Genomic DNA, 16731 nt, shown 5'->3' on the forward strand with positions numbered 1-16731 from the left:
TCACATCTCCACCTATCGAAGGTGCTCGGGCAGATCGTCGACATCGTGCAGCAGCATAGACACCACCACCGGCGCCCTCGTCTCACTGAACGATCGGTGACCGGACACCGTGTTGACGGACCGGCGCTTCCTCGGGACGCGAGCAAGCATGTTGTGAACGCGCCAGAATTCACTCATGTGCTCGATGCATCGGTTGGTGACCGCGCCTCTCGGCATCGCACTGTCCGTCGCGTCGGCATCGGGACGAGCCGACGCGACTTGGATCTTGTTACACGGTTCTGACGGGCACGAGACTGACCTGATGCCGCTCGCGGACCGCCTCCTCCCTGATGCTGCCCAGGTCGCCCTTCGCGGTGCCGTGGAAACAACTGGGGGCCGTGCCTTCTTCGACCGCCGCGCTGACCGGACCATCGACGACGAGGAAGTAGACGCTCGGATCGGCGCGCTGGTGGATGCGATACGGCACGGCCAGCGTCTGGTCGGCGGAACCCGTCACCGGATTCTCCTTGGATTCTCGAATGGCGCGATCATGGCCGCCGCGATCATGGCGCACCATCCGGAACTGTTCACCGCCGCCATCCTGATCCGTCCACAGGCCCCGTTCCGTTCACCGCCATCCCACACACATCTCGCGATGCCCGTGCTGATCCTCGACGCCCGGCATGACGCCCGACGCTCTCATGACGACGGCGTGCAGGTCGCCAGATGGCTGCATGACGCCGGCGCGACCGTCGAACACACAACCCTTCCGGTACAGCACGGCATCACGCACGACGACGAACGCGCAATCCGCGCGTGGCTCGACGAAACTCTGCGGGAGCCGTGAGCCCCACAGCCCCACAGCCCCAATGATGGCAACGCAGCTCCTCAGCCCAACGGACGCGGCGACCACCACACCAGGATGATCGGCATCCGTCGAGCCTCCACGTCGTTGTCTGGCGGCCGATCGGCTTGCGGGATCGCTCGGACCAGGCGCGCCCTAGAGCTGAGTAGCGTTCCCTGGGAACGGAAACGGAGCGCTTGATGTCTGGACAGCAGGTCGCGATGATCGCCGCAGGGTGCTTGGTGATCATCGCCTGCGTTGGCGTGATAGCAACTTCCCGCGGACTCGCCCGCACTATCTACGACGCATCCTGGGGCAGGCTCGGAGTACCGTTCCGGCCGCAACTCGCGCGCGTGGGCATCATCGGTGCTGGCGCATTCGGAGTCTTGCTCGGCGCAGGTGTCGTAGTTCTGGCGCTCACAGTCGCCGCCTCCTGAAGGACAGCCAGTGAACGATCGCTGATCATGTGCTCGAGAGCAGTACGTTGATGGCATGGATGTGGTGAGCGCGAAGGTGCTGGGTACTGGCGCCTTCGTCTTCGGACTGATCTTCATCACGACGTCGGCTGCGCGCCTGTCTCGCGCGGACCTCGACATCGTCCTCGTGATCCTGAACAGCGCACTCGGCATCGTCTTGCTCTACGTCGGCGCGAGGCTGTGGCGCTTTGCTCTTCGCGGAGCGAAGCACGACCGATAGCCGATCGGCTACCGAGACGAATCGCAAGAGAGCGTCCCTGCTAGATGGTTTGGGGTACACCCTTGTCCCCAGACACGCCGCCTGTACACATGCTCAGTTTCAGCGTTTACTGCGGGAGCCGCGGCACCGTCGCGGACGGGGTCGGTCGCAGGCGACCGCACGATGGCCGTTCTCGGGGGCCCTGCGTATCGCAAGGGAATAGGACAGCGCATGCAGAACGTACGACGTCGAGCAGCTCTCGGCGCAGCCGCCACAATCGGCGCCCTCGCATTGGCTTTCACGCCAACCGCCGCGAACGCGGCAACCTCCACCGCGGAACCCACGCGGGACTACTTCACGATGACCGTCGGTGGGTACGACGCGGCAGTCGCTGAAGCGAACGGCTATCAGATCATCACGAACGAGGATGGCACGCAGGAGTCAGTTCCGGTGACTGCGGCCGCGAAGGCGCGAGCAGCAGCACTACCGAGCGTCCAGGACCGCGTAGCGGATGCCGGCGAGGTGACCCCCTACGACGAGGTTGTCGGCGACTGCGGCCTGTCCTACCTCGACGGAAGCAAGGGAGCTAACGACACCATCAGCTACGAGACCGGTTTCGTCGTGCGCGATGCCGTCAGCTCGTTCACGTGGAACGTCACCGCGACGGGCTTCCTGACCAGCGGTTCGAACAGCTACTCCGGCGGGCCCGGTGACGCGGAATGGGGCGTCGCGGACACTGTCGTCGCAGTCGGTCCGGGGACAGCATTCGTCCCGGGGGTCAGCGCCGCCGCTGCCGCCACGCTGATCGACGGATCAGTCTGCTACTCCGGAGGCCCCTCGTTCGGCTTCAGTTGAGCCGGCACCACACAAGAGGGGAGCCCTGACGTATTGACGCGTCGGGGCTCCCGTCCTGTGTTCGATCAGGCGGCACTCAGCGCCGCTGCGGATCGGTCGCCGAAGTACAGCTCCGACGACACAAGCGCGGCGCGATCCGAGATTCGTTCGGACCACATGCCTTCCAGGGGCAGAACGATCAGCTGTTCGGGGAGATCCTGGTCAGCGGTGCGCTCGCGCCAATACCGGCGGGATGGACGGTCCTCGAGCGGCGTTCCCCGCTTCACGTTCGGCAGTACACGACGCCAGTGGGCATACGCGTTTTCCTCGATCATGGGGAGCTGTGCAGGCCAGGCTGGGTGCTCGAAGGGGTGCTGTACTCGGTCGGGTCGCTGCAGCCACCGAAGGTGCCCGGCCCAGTGCTGCTGCCAGGCAGTCACCGAGACCTCATCGAGATGCACCCGCCCTTCTAGGAACTCCTGCCCGAGGAGCGGCGGAAGATCTGACCGAGGGTCGATTGAAGCTACCGCTCGGACGGCTAGCAACTGCACGAACGGCGCCGGGAACGTGTCCACAGAGACGCTGATGCCGGACTGATCCGAAGCAAACATGCACTTAATCGTAACTCGCAAGAAGCGCAAATACGAGGGCTGCTAGGCCTGGCTGCGTGCTCGGCCGCAGCGCGCCGACCCGTTCGGCAGCCGATGCTCGTGATCGCACGCATCGACGGGCAATGCAACGACCACTTGAAACCACCGATCGGCTAACGAGACAGCCACGCGTCGGCGACAAGATGTTTGGTCAGAGCGAGCGACACCCGCGCCGGCGCCAAGACTCGTGAGCGGAGGGGGAGACAAGTAGCGAGCCCGTCGACACCTGAGTGTCGCCGTGCGAACAACTTGTCTCCTGCGCACACAACTGGTCGCCACACGGGAATCCCCAGGTCAAGCAGGACACGGGCAAGGGGTTGTCGCTCCCAGCCGTGTACCGGTGGACGACCGGTTGACGGGCGACCGGACATCGCTACATGCGTACGAGCCCCAGATCGTGGAGCTGCGCTGACGTGGCAGTGCTGCCTGTCTGCGACAGCCACTTCCACACCGGCTGCAGGCTCACGAGGACACGAGGATGAAGCCGAGGATCGCGGCGGCGAGGGGCAGCGCGGTCAGGACGATGGCCGCGATGGGAGATTCCTTGCGGCGGACGTGGACGGCGATCGCTCCGGCCATGATCACGGTCAGGGCGATGCCGGCGACGGGGCTGAGGGCAGGGGCGATCCGGGTCGCGATGGGGAGGACGAGGCCAATCGCTCCGACGACTTCTGCGAGGGCGATGAGCTTGACGGTGGTGTTGGAGTAGTCCTCGACCCAGCCCATGCCGGCTTCCTTGAGGGCTGGTGTCGGGCGGATCAGTTTCATCAGGCCTGCGCCGAAGAAGGCGACTGCGGCGAGACCGGCAACGATCCAGAACGTGATGGCCATGCGTTGTGTCTCCAGGTGGGGTGATGGTGTCGACGCGGCGGGGGTGCACCCCGCAGTTCAGTCGATGGTGATGACGAGTTTTCCGCCGCCCGAGGTGGAGGCGGTTTCCAGCTCCGCGAGGGCGGGGATGGCGTCGTCGAGGGCGACGGCACGAGCGATGCGGGTGACGATGTCTCCTCGTCCGGCGGCGTCGGCGACGTGCTGCAGATCGTCGCTGTCGGGGCGGCCCATGAACGCGTTGTAGGGACCGGGAAGGATGCTGCGGGCGAACTTCGATGCCGAGGGGACGATGTCGATGATCCGCCCGTGGAGGGTGAGCATCTGGCGTGCGACGTCGTAGGGCAGGGTCCCTGCCGTGTCGAAGAGCACGTCGAACCGGCCGGTGCGCGGAACAGGATCGGTGTCGAACGTGTCGAACGTGTCGAACGTGACGACGGGGTCGACGCCGAGGTGATGAGCTTCGGCTTCCGTTCCCGACCGGCGGCTACCGGCCACGGTCGCGCCTGCCGCAAGTGCGACCTGGACGGCGATCCGTCCGACTCCGCCGAGGCAGCCATTGATGAAGATGCGCTGTCCAGGTCGGAGCTTGCCGGCCGCCGTGACCGCCTGGTAGGCGGTGAGGCCGGCCACCGGCAGGGTTGCGGCGTGTTCGAAGGAGAGGGCGCCGGGCTTCCGAGCGACGGATCGTTCGTCGGCGATCACGAACTCCGCGAACGCTCCTGCATGCTGCAGGCGCGCCGCGCCGAGGACCGCGTCGCCGGCCCGAAAGCGAGTGACGCCCTCTCCGACCTGTTCGACGACACCGGCGAATTCGTGGCCGACACCGCGTGGGAACCTCCTGCCGGTCATGACCCGCATCTCGCCGTTGCGGATCTTCCAGTCCATGGCGTTCGCCGATGCTGCACGCACACGCACGAGGATCTGGCGTCGACCTGGCCGCGGGATGGCCGCGTCTTCCAACACCAGGACGTCGGGACCGCCGTAGCGGTGGTACTGCAGGCGCCTCATCGCTGCTTCCTCGTCGCGCCGAGCTCACGGCGTGCGAGGAACCAGCCGACGCCGATGACCGTCAGCATGGGGATCGTGAACTTGAGCTGCGGCCAGTTGTCCTCACCAGGCGGGTCCACGCTTGCCGTTCCGGGGTAGAAGAACGCCGAGAGCTGGCTCAGCCAGTACGTGCTGGCGGAGAACGCGGCCGCGTCCACGCCCACGCGCCCGGAGCCGGGGCGCCACAGATTCGCCAGGGTGGCCATCGACAGAGCGACGCCTGAACTCATCGTCTGCGCGTTGTGGAACTTCGCATGCGGAGGCCATGAGTCGTTGTGGATGTGCGTTTCGTTGAAGTCGAACACGAACGGGCCGACCATCTGCGCCACAGCGGTCGCGGAGACCAGGACCTTGCCCAGCGTCGCCATGCGCATCAGTGCTGGTCGCTGGATGTCGTACGGAGAGGCAGGATGACTCGGCTCGCGATCAGCCAGCGGCCTTCGTGCAGGACGACCGTGTCGTCGTAGACGACGCCGTGCACGCCACCGTCGGACATGATCATCAGGCCCTTGGACCGTACCGACGCCGTCGACTCCCCCGTCTCCGTGATGACGATGTTCGTTACGAAGTGCGACAGCGGTGCGTGCCCGGAGGCGAACAGCTGCCCCGCAGCGGTTCGCAGGGCCTCCAGACCCTCGAACGCGCCCATCCCGGAACTGGTCATGTCGTACGTCGCGTCGGGGGTGAACACCTCCCCGAGCTGATCCAAGGCGTTCTCGTCGACCACGAACGCCTGACGCGAAAGGGTCTCGGAGATCTGAAGCCGGTCGTCTGTAGAGAGCATTGCTCCTCCTTGTTTGGTACTCAGTACCGTATCACACCCCGTTCCTCTCGGAACGCAGTCCGGCACATGTTGATACAGTGCATCCATGACCGAGCCGACCGCCGAATCAGACACCACCCCGCTGACCCTGGTCGAACGGAAGCAGCGTGCCGCGCGGAGCCGGATCATCGACGCCGCAGATGAGCTGTTCGCCGAGCGAGGATTCGACGCGGTCTCGGTCACGGACATCGCCGAGCGGGCCGAGGTCGGCCGCACCACGTTCTTCCGACACTTCGGCGACAAGACGGAAGTCGTCTTCGCCAAAGAGCAGGCCATGTTCGACGCGATCGCTGCCGCTGCATCCACGACGTGGGATCCCGCGCCACCAGTGCAAACCCTCGGAGACGCCCTGAGCGCACTCGAACCGCTGGTCCTCCAACTCTGCGCGAAGGCCACTGCGGATCTCGTCGCCTACGAGCGGCACACGCTGCTCATCGACGCTCATGAGGAACTGCGCGCACGCGAGGCGGTGAAGCACCAGTACATCGCGGGCGAATTCGCGCAGGCACTCATGGGGCAGAACGCCCCCCTCGACGTCGCCATCATCGCGGGACAACTCGCGGTGGCCTGCTACTACAGCGGCCGCATCCTGGCCGGTAGCCCCACCGACCTGTCACAGGGGACGGCGGACGCCTTCCGCAAAGCGCTTGCAATGCATTCAGCAGAACCAGCATCCCGCTCAGTCAGCGCGCAATCGCCAACCGGACCATGACGGGGGGCAGATCGCGTGCGGCACCGCTCTGATCTGGCTCGGCATGGGGTCGACGAGACGCAGCCCACTGAACTTCGCCGCCATCGTCAGCGTCGCCGGCGTGCGTCTGCTCCAGTGACACCCACACCGAACCCGACATACAGCGCGTCGGCGCTGGTGAAGCGCGTGTGCCGCGTCCGGTAGCCGATCGGCTATCGGACGTGATCACGACACGGATCGGTGCGAGAACGACGACACCGAACGAAGCTGCTCACAGCACTACGGGCTCGTGCGGAAATCGCGCACGCGATGAGGGTGCCGACGAGACGTCTCGCAACCGTAGGGATGCGAGAAGCGCCCCGCCGGTTCCGGCGGGGCGCTTCTGGCGACGCTTGCTCAATGACCGCGTCGATACAGCGATTGAAAAACGATCACCCAAAGAACCAGTACTGCAATCCCGACACCGCCGATCCACTTCTCTGTTACACCACCGGTGAACAGCAACCAGCAACACACGACCGCTAGTACGCCGCTACCAATGGCTATCGGAGTGCGGTAGGCAGTTGTCCAAGTTTCTGAGGGTGGGGATGTGGGACGGTCGGACTCATCGCTGTCGCTCATAGCGCGAGCGTAAGCCTCTGGCCGGAAATATTGACACCGCGCTGTAAAACAGTGCGGGCTGCCGCCAAGTGCGAGGTCAACTTCGTGCGCGGCGGTCCATCAGCGCACCTGGTCGCTGTGTTCACCTGCCGATGTAGCAACCGACCGTACCTCCCACAAGACCAGCCACTCCACCGATGATGGCTCCACCTGCTGCTGCTGCGAGTGCCGCAGGTCCTACTTCGACCGTCGCTAGGCCTGTGGTGATGAATCCACCGATCAGTCCCGTTCCGACGGCAGCAGAGACGCAACCACCGTAGGTCGCGATCCCTGTCGGGTCGCTCCCATTGATTGGGTCGGCTGCTGCATACGCGTACCGGTTGCCGTTGGAAGGGTCGAGGGGGCTGTCGAGGGTGTCTTGCTGGGTCCAGGCCCCGATGTAGGGGTTGTACCAGCGCTGCCCGAACTTCACGAGCCCGGTGGCGATGTCGTCGATGCCAGCCTTGAAGGTGAACGGGTTGGACGGGAGCCCGTCGCCGCCGCCGTCGTAGCTGACCGTTTCGGTACCGTACGGGTCGTAGGAGTGGGAGAACGCGGCTGCGTCGTCGACGAGGAGCGCGAACGGGTTCCCGGTCCCGTCGTACGCGTACAAACCGGTCACGTAGGACGGGGTTGCCAGGGCGATGGGCTGCCCGGTCTTGGCGTCGTTGACGATGTTCGACCGCTGCCCGTTCCGGGTGGAAGTGACCAGCGTCGGGTTACCGTTCTGGTCCGCACTGCCGTACATGTACGTGCGGGTGGTTCCGCCAGCGGTGGACAGGGACAACAGCGACTTCTGGTCAGCGCCGGCGTACGTGTACGTCGTCGTCTGGGATCCGTTGTGCACGGCGGAGGTCATCTGCTCGGCGGCGTTGTAGGTGAACGTGTACTCGGGTGCTGCGGTGAGGTTCCCGGCCCCGTCGTACGTGTACCCGGTGTTGGTGATCTGGTTCGCCGCGTTGTACGTCAGCGACTGGTCGGTGGTGACGGTGCCGCCAGCGGTGGTGAACTTCGCCGAGGTGCGGTTGCCCCGCACGTCGTACCCGAACTCCCACGTGCCCGCAGTCGCGGTGCCACTGCCGGCGGTGACGGCCTTCGTGATGCGGCCGCGACTGTCGTACGTGTACGCGGTGCTCTGCCCGGTGAGATTGTCAGTCACCCATTGCACCTTGGACCGGTCGTTCGTGGTCGTGGTGCCGCAGGTGGGTGCGGTGCTGCCGGCGTTGTAGCAGTAGCGGAGGTCGTAGATCTGGCTGTTGTCCGTCGCCGACGGGCCGACGAAGCCCTGGGTTTCGGTGATGCGGCCGTTGGTGTCGTAGTCGGTGTGCGTGCGGCTCGCCCAGGTGCTGTTGGTGCTGTTCGCGTCCGTGTACGTGTCGGTGCGGCGGCCGTTGTCGTCGGTGATGAAGTGGAACTGCTGCGTGCCACTGCTCGAGGGCGACGGGGTCGTCGTCGAGGTCAGCACACCGGAGTCGTCATACGCCGACGTGATAGTGCCGTCGGGCCCGGTGAACGAGGTCTGGTTGCCGACCTTGTCGTACGTGTAGCTGACAGTCCCGTTCGCGGTGTTGCCGGTACTGAGCAGGTGCCCGAGCTGATCGTACGTGTTCGTGATCGTCCCGCCGGCGGAAACCTGGGTGAGCAGGTGCCCGGCGTTGTCGTACGTGTTCGTCACCGTCGGGGTGCCATCCGAGAAGCTCGTGGTGAGCAACCGGTCGTCACCGTCGTAGGTGTAGTTCGTCGTCCGTCCGGCACCGTCCGACGCTGACGCGATCCGCCCGAGGGCGTCGTACGTGTACGCACGTGCGGCGAGGCTGGTGCCGGTGACGGGCGTGACGGTCTTGAGCTGCTTGTTCTCGTACGTGTAGTTGGTCTTGTTCGTGCCGTTGCCCGGCGCAGTCGCCGTGGCAACCTGCCCGGCCGTGTAGGTCAGCGTCGCCGTCGCGGCGGTGGCACCGGACCCGGTGCTGCTGGTCAGCTGGTTGCCGACACCGTCGTAGGTGAGGTTCGACGTGTTACCGGCGTCGTCAGTGGTCGATGCCGGCGAGTACGCCGTGGCCGCCGGGGATGCGTTGTAGCCGATCGACTGCGACGCACCGCCGGTGGAGGCAACCTTGGTCAGCGACTGGCTGCTGTTCGCCCCATACGTCGCGGTCGTCGTCGACGCCGACGAACCCGATCCGATGGTCGAGGTGGACGGCTGCAGGTTTGCACCGTTGTAGGTCTTCGACCGGACCCGGCCGGCTGCGTCCGTGACGGTGTTGACGAGCTTCTGCGACGAGTTGATCGCGTACGTCGTGTGCGCCACCGACGCCACCGCGGTACCAGTGTCCGTGTTCGGGGACGCGACCAGCGTCGACGTCGCCGACGCATAGCTCAGCCGCGTCGTTGACGCCCCTGCGCTACCGGAAGTGGTGTTGGACTGCAGCACCTGGGACACCTTGTGCGTGGTCCCGGAGTAGCTGATCGTCGTCGTCGCACCCGTCGGGCTCGTGATCTGCGTCAGGTCATTTCCGGAGTACGCAAACGTCGTCGTCTTCCCGGCACCATCAACGTAATAGGTGAGGTTGCCGTTGGTGTCCTTCACCCACTTCACCGACCGCGCCGCAGACCCGGAGCCCTGCGTCACCGTGTAGGTCCGCGTGGTCGCGTCATAGGCGCCGTTCGCGGTCTTCGCGGCCGCCGTCCCGGCGGTGCTGGTGATGGTCGTCGGCACGCTGGCGATGTTCGACATCGTCACCGTGTTCCCGTTCTTGTCCGCGACCGACACCGGAACACCATTGGTATTCGAGGTGATGACCTGCCCCGTAGCCGGATCCGTCATCGTGTACGTCGGGTTCGTCGTCCCAGAGGCAACAAGCTTGCGGAGGAACCCAGCCGGAGCGGTGAACGTCGTCGACGTTGCCGAGGGGAAATTCCACGTCGCGCCATCGGCGTCCGTGTAGACCACCGAGCCGGACGCCCCGGACGAGAACGAGCCCGCGCCAGCGATCCCTGTCGTCCACCGGACTGCCTGCGCGGTGTTCGCGTTCGCGGTCTGCCAGCCCAACGAGTTGTACGTCTGAGTGATCGCGTTCGTCCCGCTCGCACCCGGCAGCGACAACCCAGCGGTCGTGACCTCGAGGTTGCCCGTGGCGACGTCAACGGCGACGCCGACCTGGTCCGAGACCGCGAACGGCAACGCCGTCGCCGACGGCCGCGAACCGGTCAACCCGGTCGTTGTTGGACCCGTCGGGATCGCAGCGTGAGCGACTTCGGTGACACCGCCCACGAGGGCGACGCTGACCGCGCCGACGAGCGCAACCTTCCAACCGAACGATGAATGGACAGCCTTACGGCGTGGAGCAAGAAGCACGGGTACCCCTAGCGGAAGAGCATGATGACGCGGGTGATGAAACGTGGCCAAGACACCCCAAGGCCACTCGAACGGCGTGAAACGCCCGCACCACCCGTCGACAGCACTGTCAGCTCAGATGAGGGTTGTTCGAAACCTAACGGCATCAATGCATAAGCCGCACCCCCCAAACGAGGGCATGCGGAAAACCGCAGCCCCTGGAGCAGCCGCGAACGTCTTGACGACACGGACCGAAGCGAACAAGCCGACACCAAGCTCAGCTGCTCACAGCGTGTCACGACTCAGGAGCTACCTGCTCAGAAACGATCGTTTCCGGTGGAAGTTTGCGCGACACGCCCGGGCCGAAATATCCGCCAGGTCGACGTACTACTTTCACGTCGCCACTGACCGATCTGCACGCCCAGCCCTGTAGATCGGCAGACCTGAGACTCAGCCCCGCTCGTCCGTATAACAGGAGGACTGACTCTCGTCGGTCGGCATAGACCCTGGGTCGCACGGCCCCGTGCGGCGTACCAGGGAGCACACACACTTGGAGTCCACGCCGATGACACTCGACCTCTTGCTACACGATCCACGTTTGGTTCTCGTGCTCGCACACGCTCTTGCCGCGGCGGTGTGGGTTGTCTGCTTCACGGTGGTGAAGCTGAACCGGCACCGCCTCGGGAAGCACTTCGGGGACCAGGCAGCATCGTTGTCCGGGAAGGCCGCCGAGCGCGCGCACGAACTTGCCCGGGACTACATCAACGGTCAGCCGAAGAAGCGCGGGAAGAAGCGCCCATAGCCGCCACGCAGGGGCCGGCGTCGTCGGCCTGCGCGATGATCGTGGCATGGGGAAGGCACGCGAGGATGCAGCTGCAGCGCCAGCACCGTTGCGATGGATTACGGCGCCGGGCGTGGTGCAGATGGTCGTGGCCCTCATCCTCGCCGGCATCGGGCTGGCGTTCGTCGTGACGGTGCAGTGGCCGTCCGACCTCGCCGCGCGCGATCGCGGCGGGTCCGCGTTGTCGTTCTCGGATGCGTCCCGGTCGTGGAGAGCGTCTGTCGAGTCGCTGGTGATGGCTGCGTACGCCGGCGGGATCTTGCTGCTGGCGCGGTGGAGCCCGCTCCGGTCGGCGTTCGGAGCCCGCCTCCCCCATGGCCCGCGGCCGTGGGTGCTCCTCGTCCGCCTTGCCACCCTGTATGTCGTGGCCACGCTGCTGTCGCAGTACGTGCTCGCGTGGGTGTCGTCCTCGAGCTCGTCGTCCGTGTCAACGACGTACGGCGGCTACTCGCTGTCGGATCGGCTGGTGTCGAGTGTGTGGGCGTCGACCTGGGAAGAGACGTTCGACGTCGCTGTGCCGGTGGCGTTCGCCTGCTTCGCCTGGTGGGTCATCCGGACCCTGCATGCACCGTCCGGGACGCTCGTCGGCCCGCCGGTGCGAGTGCCGGCGTGGTGTCTCCTGGCGGCCGGTTTCGGTCTGGTGACGCGGTTCCTTGATCACCTCTACCAGGGCGTCGACGCCGCGACGGCGGTCGTGGCGGTCGGCCTGGCGGCGGCGGCGTTGTTTGCCTGGGGCGGATCGGTCGTGCCGCTGATCGTCGGACACTTCGTCTACGACGTCGCGGTGGCGTCCCGGCCGGTGTTGCCCTCGGGGCAACTGCCCGGGGCCATCCTCAACTGGGTGGTGCTCGCGGCGGCTCTGGTGCTGACGTCGGCGCCGACGGTGCGGGCCCGATGGGATCGCAGGTCCCGGCCGTAACGGGTTCTCGTTACTCGACATGTTCCGGCCAGTCCGGACGTGATGAGGGCCGTCTGACCGGGAAAAAAGGCCACTTCGTCGCGTTGTTCACGTGACCGTAACGCCTGGAACCGCGTGTCGCTGGCGGGGTGTCCGGGGCCGGACGTAGCTTCACTGACGTACCCGGGGCGCAAGCCCCGGGTACGTCGAACAGAAGACGAGACAGGCCGCCAGCTACCAACTTCCGGTCCGGTCTCACCAACAGGTCCAAGGAGGACCCATGTGCTCATCTTGCGAACACGACCCCAACGGTACCGGCCGACACGCCGCCGGTTACAAGACGTTCTCACGCGTTAACTGGGCGCTCACCGCGTCGCGGTTCGCCCGTGAGGTCGTCGGTTGGTGGATGGCGAGCCGTTAGCGGGACGGCAGGGGCGCACCGGGCGGTCAGCCCGGCGCGCCCCTGTGCTCTCACGCCCGCCGCATGGGCAGCGAAGCGCCCTCGGTCGGGAGAGAGTCGACCGAGGGCGCTAGCTGGTGGGGAGGCAGTCACGCTTGCGTGACGAGGACCTCCGAGCTCAAGTGCACGACCGCGGACGTCCGGTCTGGGTCGCTGAGGACGGCGGCGCGCTCGGTGCGCAGCAGTGTCCTGCGCTGCGAGTCATCGAGCGGACCCGCGAGCAGGTTCCGGGCCACCTCCATGTCGCTCATCGCTGCACCTTTCGCACCGGCCGCTTGCCCTCGTAGGCATCCCGGACGATTCGGTCGAGGTCTGTTTCTGGCGGGGTCAGCGGTGCCGGCGGGTGGTACTCGACAGCACCGCGGGCGACTTCGCGTTCGGTGTAGCGCTTCGCGCGGAGATTGCGCAAGAACTGAACTGCCACGACGGTGAGTGCGAGCACCGCCACCACGGCGACAACCGCGGTAATGACCGTTCCGATTGTGAGCGCGATACCCATCGACTTCAGTCCCTCCGCTGGTCGGCTTGCTCGGTCATGGTTCCACAGTCCCATCGGTCGTCTCCTGCGCGATGGTGCCGCCTACCGGTGACACCCTGGCCGCGGTCACGCGATCACGGAAGGCCTCGGTGTCCTTCTGCGCGCGTTCGCGGGCCTCGATCCACTCGAGGTCGGGGGCTTCGTCCTCGCCCCAGCGGTGGTGTCGGTCATGGTCTCGTGTCCCCTTGGCACTGATCGGGTGGGAGCTGTTCTTCTTCGTCGGGCCAGTAGTCCCACTGCAACAGGCGGGTGCGTGCACCCTGGTACGCGCCCTTGTTGGCGTGGATGGCGCAGTCGTGGTTGTCGTGGTCGTACGCGGCTCGGTAGTACCGATCGGCGTCGAAGTCAGCGGCGTTGTAGGCGTTCAACGCGGTATCGACCTCGGCTTGCCGGGATTCCCAGCCCCACCGCTGTCCCTGTCGGAAGATGGCCCACTCCCGTTCGGTGAACTCCCCCATCGGGATCTCACGCGCTGGTGCCGGCGGCGCGGCGAGCTCGTCGTAGTCCGCGGGCCCGGCGAACACGTCGGCCGGCTGGGACGGCTCGGCGGCCGTCCTCGCCCAGTCCCACCGTGGCGGGTTCGACGTGCTCTCGGGCGGCGGGGCTGCGACGTCAGCCGGCGGCGAGGGCGGCGGCGACGAAGTCCCGCACCGCGTCCCGCGCTGCTGGCGGGTCGAGCACCACGGCACGGCCGGGCAGCCCCGCGACGAGCCGGACCACCCCGTCGAAGCCGTTCGACGCCGCGAGCCGGATCCGCACGCGCGCCTCGGCGTCGGGGGCGTCCGCGGTGTCGGCGAGGAAGTCGGCCACGAGCGGCAGCGACGACGAGTCGAGTTCGACGGTGACGATGACGTCCTCTGCCGACTGCTGGAACAGCGTGTCCGGGATCACCACCTGGTCCGCCGACTTCTCCACCGCACGGTCGTCGACGCGCGCACCGGACATCCGGTCGAGGCGGAAGGTCCGGAGCGCCTGCCGGTCGAGGTCCCAGGCGCGGAGGTACCAGTCCGTGTCGATCGACTCGACCCGGAGCGGGTCGACCCGACGGGTGCCGCCCTGGGTGCGCGGACCGGCGTACTCGAAGGACAACCCGCGGCCGCCGGCCATCGCACGACGGATCGTGGCGAGCGCGACGTCGTGCAGGTCCTGCCCGACCGCGACCGTCGACGCGGCACCGCCAGCACCGCGCGACAGCTTCGCCATGAGTGCCCGGATGGCATCGCGGTCAGCGGCCTCGGGCAGCGCGGAGAGGTACTGCAGCCCGGCGATGAGCGCCGAAGCTTCTCGCGCGGACAGTCGTGGCGAGTCGTCGATGGCGACGAGGTTCGTCAGGACGATCATCTCGTTCTGGTCGAAGTCGTCCCAGGCGATGTCGAACAGGTCGCCGTGCTGGTACTGCATCGTCTCGCCGGGGACCCCCGACACCGCGATGAGCTCCACGGCGCGGCGGATGCGGGCCTCGGGGACGCCGAAGTGGCGCGCGGCCTCGGCCACCGAGACGCGCTCGCGGTCGATCAGGTACGGCACCAGGGCGAGCAGGAAGGCGAGCTTGTCCTGCGCCTGCAGGGGTTGGGCGTCAGCCACGGGCGGACTCCTCTCCGTCGCTGTGGTCGCGCACGAGCGCACGGAGCCGCTCGACGACGCGCAGCCGCAGGTCCTCCGGCTCGAGCACCCGGACCTCGGGTCCGAAGGCGGCGAGTTCCTCGGCCAGGATCTGCGGGTCGACGTGGTGCAGCACGAGTGCGCCGTCGGCGTCGGTCTCGGTGTCACGACGGCGGGCGAGCCGCCGCTCGGCGTCGGAGCCGGGGGTCACCGCGATGCGCGCCGTGCGGGCTGACCAGATCCGTTCGAGTTCGGCGAGCGTGCGTTCCCCCGCGCCCACCGGGGCGGTGTGCTGCCCGACGTCGTACTGCGTGACGGGTCCGACGATGCGTGAGAGCAGGTAGTTCTTGTCCGAGTCCGTGGCGAACTCGTGGGCGGCGAGCATCCAGCGGCCGCCGTGCTGCACCAGGGCGAGCGGGGCGAGCTCGCGACGACGGGCCTCGTGCTGGCCCGGCGTGATGTAGTCGAACCGGACGGCGGCACCGCGGTCGAGGGCGGAGCGGAGCGGCTCGAACGCCGCGTCGCGTGCTCGGAGCCGCGGGGCGTACGCGTCGACGCCGAGCTGGAGTGCGCCGTCGTCGTCCTCGGAACCCGCGGACCGGACCTTCAGCAGCCCGCGACGCGAGTCAGCGGACAGCGCGCCTTCGCGCCAGGCCATGGCGGCCAGCGACAGCAGGGCCGACTCGTCCGGGGTGAAGCGGACGTCGACGGGCAGGTCGTACTCGCCCTTCGGGATCCGGTAGCGCAGCGTCTGGTTGTTGCCGGCGGCGCCCGGTGTCTCGATGGTCTCGAGCGGGATGCCGAGCTCGCGGACGTCGTCCTTGTCGCGCTCGAACTGCCGCTCGAGCGAGGCGTTGTCCCCACCCGGTGTGAACCGCTGGCGGTAGCCCTGCACGTTGGTCAGGATCTCCGCCTTGGTCAGCCCGGACTCCGTCGAGAGCAGCGCGAGCACGAGGCTGAACAGCCGCTCCTCTGCGGGCACACGGGGCACACGGGTCGCTGGCACGAGGCGATCCTACGGCAGCGCGGGTGCACCGGAGTGCACCCGCGCCGCGGTCGGTGGACGGTGTGGGAGCGTCAGCTCGACATCGCTCCGAGCACGTCGATGACGTACGCGTAGGCGGTGCCCTGCTGGTTCACGACGGCCAGGACCTGGTCGCCGACGTGGTGCCCGACGATGGCGTTCCGCACGCCCTCGTCGACCTGGCCCTTGGTGAGCGGCACGGTCTGCGCGCCCGAGCCGTCGGTCCAGCTGGAGCCGGCCACGGACGGGTCAGCGCCCCACGTCACGGCGGTGTACTTGATGACCGCGGTGTCCTTGGCGGTGAGCACGCGACCGGACCCCTTGCGGAGCAAGTGCGTCTCGTTCGACTTCGGCGCGTTCCACGACGGGATCGTGATGCCGGGGGCGCCGGACGGTGCGAGCACGACGGCGGGCATCTTGTCGCCAGCGAGCTGCGGAGTGCCGGTCGCGCGGGCGTCGAAGGCCCGCTTGACGTCGATGACGGCGATGACGGCGTCCTCGGTCTTCCCCGACGAGCCGCTGTCGGTGGTCGCGCTGGTGTCCGAGCTGCTGAGGGCGCTCTTCGGCAGCGCGACGGCCAGGCGGTCGCCGACCTGCGCGCACTCGAGCGATTCACCGAGGGCGCCGTAGTTGCTCGCCCCGGCCGTGATCGGGGCCGTCTGCCCGGAGTACCCGCTGGTCTGCGCGACCTCGCCGGTGGCGCCGTCGACGAGCGTGTACTCGATCAGGACGGGGGTGCCGTCGTCGATCGTGCGGCCGTCGCCCTGCTTCAGGACGGAGACCTGCGTGCCCTTCGTGGTGAGTCCGCTCGGGATCGACACCTTCGGCTCCTTGCCGAACGCGCCGGTGGCCGTCACCGCTTCGGACGCCGCACCGGGTGCGGCGCAGCTCGAGGGGGTGGTGCCGGCGCCGTTCGAGGCGCACGCCGTGAGCGACGCCACGAGACCGATGGTGACCAGGAGTGCGGGGATGGTGCGCACGGACCCTCTTTCCGTTCGATGCAGGACGGGCACGACCGTCA

At 67.2% G+C, this 16731-nt stretch carries 19 protein-coding genes; 6 read left to right on the forward strand and 13 right to left on the reverse strand.

Annotated features, from left to right (window positions below; all coding sequences use genetic code 11):
* The first annotated feature begins 196 nt into the window (after positions 1–196).
* The 3 genes from EDF31_RS18400 to EDF31_RS18410 all read left to right on the forward strand — a co-directional run bounded on the left by EDF31_RS18400 (position 197) and on the right by EDF31_RS18410 (position 2353).
* The gene (locus EDF31_RS18400; RefSeq protein ID WP_131973754.1) at positions 197–826 is read left to right on the forward strand and encodes an esterase; all 630 of its coding nucleotides are present in this window, start codon (positions 197–199) and stop codon (positions 824–826) included.
* Between the two features lie 489 nt (positions 827–1315).
* Entirely contained in the window at positions 1316–1519 is a 204-nt protein-coding gene (locus tag EDF31_RS18405) for a hypothetical protein (RefSeq protein ID WP_131847367.1), read from the forward strand.
* A gap of 162 nt (positions 1520–1681) precedes the next feature.
* On the forward strand, positions 1682–2353 hold the full coding sequence (locus EDF31_RS18410) for a hypothetical protein (RefSeq protein ID WP_131847369.1): 672 nt from the start codon (positions 1682–1684) through the stop codon (positions 2351–2353).
* 65 nt (positions 2354–2418) lie between these two features.
* On the opposite strand, the gene EDF31_RS18415 is transcribed toward EDF31_RS18410, so the two are convergent.
* The 5 genes from EDF31_RS18415 to EDF31_RS18435 form a co-directional block, all read right to left on the reverse strand.
* Positions 2419–2943 carry a hypothetical protein gene (locus EDF31_RS18415; protein ID WP_131847371.1) on the reverse strand — a complete coding sequence of 175 codons (525 nt, stop codon included), beginning with the start codon at positions 2941–2943 and terminating at the stop codon, positions 2419–2421.
* Between the two features lie 501 nt (positions 2944–3444).
* Positions 3445–3813: a DoxX family protein gene (locus tag EDF31_RS18420; protein WP_131847373.1), complete on the reverse strand. Its 369-nt coding sequence runs from the start codon at positions 3811–3813 to the stop codon at positions 3445–3447.
* Positions 3814–3870: 57 nt separating this feature from the next.
* A complete protein-coding gene (locus tag EDF31_RS18425) occupies positions 3871–4821 on the reverse strand; it encodes an NADP-dependent oxidoreductase (protein ID WP_131847375.1) in 951 nt (316 codons plus the stop codon).
* Positions 4818–5228 (reverse strand): DUF6640 family protein, encoded by a 411-nt coding sequence (locus EDF31_RS18430; RefSeq protein WP_207896299.1) that lies wholly within the window; start codon positions 5226–5228, stop codon positions 4818–4820. The genes EDF31_RS18425 and EDF31_RS18430 overlap by 4 nt, the downstream gene beginning before the upstream one ends.
* A gap of 5 nt (positions 5229–5233) precedes the next feature.
* The gene (locus EDF31_RS18435; RefSeq protein WP_131847379.1) at positions 5234–5644 is read right to left on the reverse strand and encodes a nuclear transport factor 2 family protein; all 411 of its coding nucleotides are present in this window, start codon (positions 5642–5644) and stop codon (positions 5234–5236) included.
* Positions 5645–5729: 85 nt separating this feature from the next.
* Between EDF31_RS18435 and EDF31_RS18440 the strand changes: the two genes are divergently transcribed.
* Positions 5730–6395, forward strand: a complete 666-nt coding sequence (locus tag EDF31_RS18440; RefSeq protein WP_131847381.1) for a TetR/AcrR family transcriptional regulator — start codon at positions 5730–5732, stop codon at positions 6393–6395.
* Between the two features lie 375 nt (positions 6396–6770).
* Here EDF31_RS18440 and EDF31_RS18445 read toward each other — a convergent pair whose 3' ends face one another.
* Together EDF31_RS18445 and EDF31_RS18450 are read right to left on the reverse strand one after the other, a co-directional pair.
* Positions 6771–6995 (reverse strand): hypothetical protein, encoded by a 225-nt coding sequence (locus EDF31_RS18445; RefSeq protein WP_131847384.1) that lies wholly within the window; start codon positions 6993–6995, stop codon positions 6771–6773.
* Positions 6996–7116: 121 nt separating this feature from the next.
* Entirely contained in the window at positions 7117–10224 is a 3108-nt protein-coding gene (locus EDF31_RS18450) for an RHS repeat-associated core domain-containing protein (protein ID WP_131847386.1), read from the reverse strand.
* 688 nt (positions 10225–10912) lie between these two features.
* Here EDF31_RS18450 and EDF31_RS18455 point away from each other — a divergent pair.
* Both EDF31_RS18455 and EDF31_RS18460 read left to right on the forward strand, forming a co-directional pair.
* Positions 10913–11149 carry a hypothetical protein gene (locus EDF31_RS18455; RefSeq protein ID WP_131847388.1) on the forward strand — a complete coding sequence of 79 codons (237 nt, stop codon included), beginning with the start codon at positions 10913–10915 and terminating at the stop codon, positions 11147–11149.
* Between the two features lie 112 nt (positions 11150–11261).
* Entirely contained in the window at positions 11262–12107 is an 846-nt protein-coding gene (locus EDF31_RS18460) for a hypothetical protein (RefSeq protein WP_131847390.1), read from the forward strand.
* A 528-nt stretch (positions 12108–12635) separates the two neighbouring features.
* On the opposite strand, the gene EDF31_RS20105 is transcribed toward EDF31_RS18460, so the two are convergent.
* From EDF31_RS20105 to EDF31_RS18485, 6 genes are all read right to left on the reverse strand, one after another.
* Positions 12636–12797, reverse strand: coding sequence for a hypothetical protein (locus EDF31_RS20105; protein WP_165901492.1), 162 nt, complete (start codon positions 12795–12797; stop codon positions 12636–12638).
* On the reverse strand, positions 12794–13099 hold the full coding sequence (locus tag EDF31_RS18465) for a hypothetical protein (protein ID WP_131973753.1): 306 nt from the start codon (positions 13097–13099) through the stop codon (positions 12794–12796). The genes EDF31_RS20105 and EDF31_RS18465 overlap by 4 nt, the downstream gene beginning before the upstream one ends.
* A 152-nt stretch (positions 13100–13251) precedes the next feature.
* Positions 13252–13608, reverse strand: coding sequence for a hypothetical protein (locus EDF31_RS18470; protein WP_131847394.1), 357 nt, complete (start codon positions 13606–13608; stop codon positions 13252–13254).
* 88 nt (positions 13609–13696) lie between these two features.
* Positions 13697–14668, reverse strand: coding sequence for a WYL domain-containing protein (locus EDF31_RS18475; protein ID WP_131847396.1), 972 nt, complete (start codon positions 14666–14668; stop codon positions 13697–13699).
* Positions 14661–15692 carry a WYL domain-containing protein gene (locus EDF31_RS18480; RefSeq protein ID WP_123294400.1) on the reverse strand — a complete coding sequence of 344 codons (1032 nt, stop codon included), beginning with the start codon at positions 15690–15692 and terminating at the stop codon, positions 14661–14663. The genes EDF31_RS18475 and EDF31_RS18480 overlap by 8 nt, the downstream gene beginning before the upstream one ends.
* A gap of 71 nt (positions 15693–15763) precedes the next feature.
* Complete coding sequence (locus tag EDF31_RS18485; RefSeq protein WP_131847398.1) at positions 15764–16690, reverse strand: hypothetical protein; 927 nt, start codon at positions 16688–16690, stop codon at positions 15764–15766.
* Positions 16691–16731 lie beyond the last annotated feature (41 nt).

Origin of the sequence: Curtobacterium sp. PhB142 (assembly GCF_004341255.1) — a bacterium.
GTDB lineage: Bacteria > Actinomycetota > Actinomycetes > Actinomycetales > Microbacteriaceae > Curtobacterium.

Coding starts and splice junctions, on each gene's coding strand:
- EDF31_RS18415 (WP_131847371.1), bottom strand. CDS start 2,943: ATGTTTGCTTCGGATCAGTCCGGCATCAGCGTCTCTGTGGACACGTTC.
- EDF31_RS18455 (WP_131847388.1), top strand. CDS start 10,913: ATGACACTCGACCTCTTGCTACACGATCCACGTTTGGTTCTCGTGCTC.
- EDF31_RS20105 (WP_165901492.1), bottom strand. CDS start 12,797: ATGAGCGACATGGAGGTGGCCCGGAACCTGCTCGCGGGTCCGCTCGAT.
- EDF31_RS18440 (WP_131847381.1), top strand. CDS start 5,730: ATGACCGAGCCGACCGCCGAATCAGACACCACCCCGCTGACCCTGGTC.
- EDF31_RS18425 (WP_131847375.1), bottom strand. CDS start 4,821: ATGAGGCGCCTGCAGTACCACCGCTACGGCGGTCCCGACGTCCTGGTG.
- EDF31_RS18435 (WP_131847379.1), bottom strand. CDS start 5,644: ATGCTCTCTACAGACGACCGGCTTCAGATCTCCGAGACCCTTTCGCGT.
- EDF31_RS18465 (WP_131973753.1), bottom strand. CDS start 13,099: ATGGGACTGTGGAACCATGACCGAGCAAGCCGACCAGCGGAGGGACTG.
- EDF31_RS18405 (WP_131847367.1), top strand. CDS start 1,316: ATGGATGTGGTGAGCGCGAAGGTGCTGGGTACTGGCGCCTTCGTCTTC.
- EDF31_RS18420 (WP_131847373.1), bottom strand. CDS start 3,813: ATGGCCATCACGTTCTGGATCGTTGCCGGTCTCGCCGCAGTCGCCTTC.
- EDF31_RS18430 (WP_207896299.1), bottom strand. CDS start 5,228: ATGGCGACGCTGGGCAAGGTCCTGGTCTCCGCGACCGCTGTGGCGCAG.
- EDF31_RS18445 (WP_131847384.1), bottom strand. CDS start 6,995: ATGAGCGACAGCGATGAGTCCGACCGTCCCACATCCCCACCCTCAGAA.
- EDF31_RS18410 (WP_131847369.1), top strand. CDS start 1,682: ATGGCCGTTCTCGGGGGCCCTGCGTATCGCAAGGGAATAGGACAGCGC.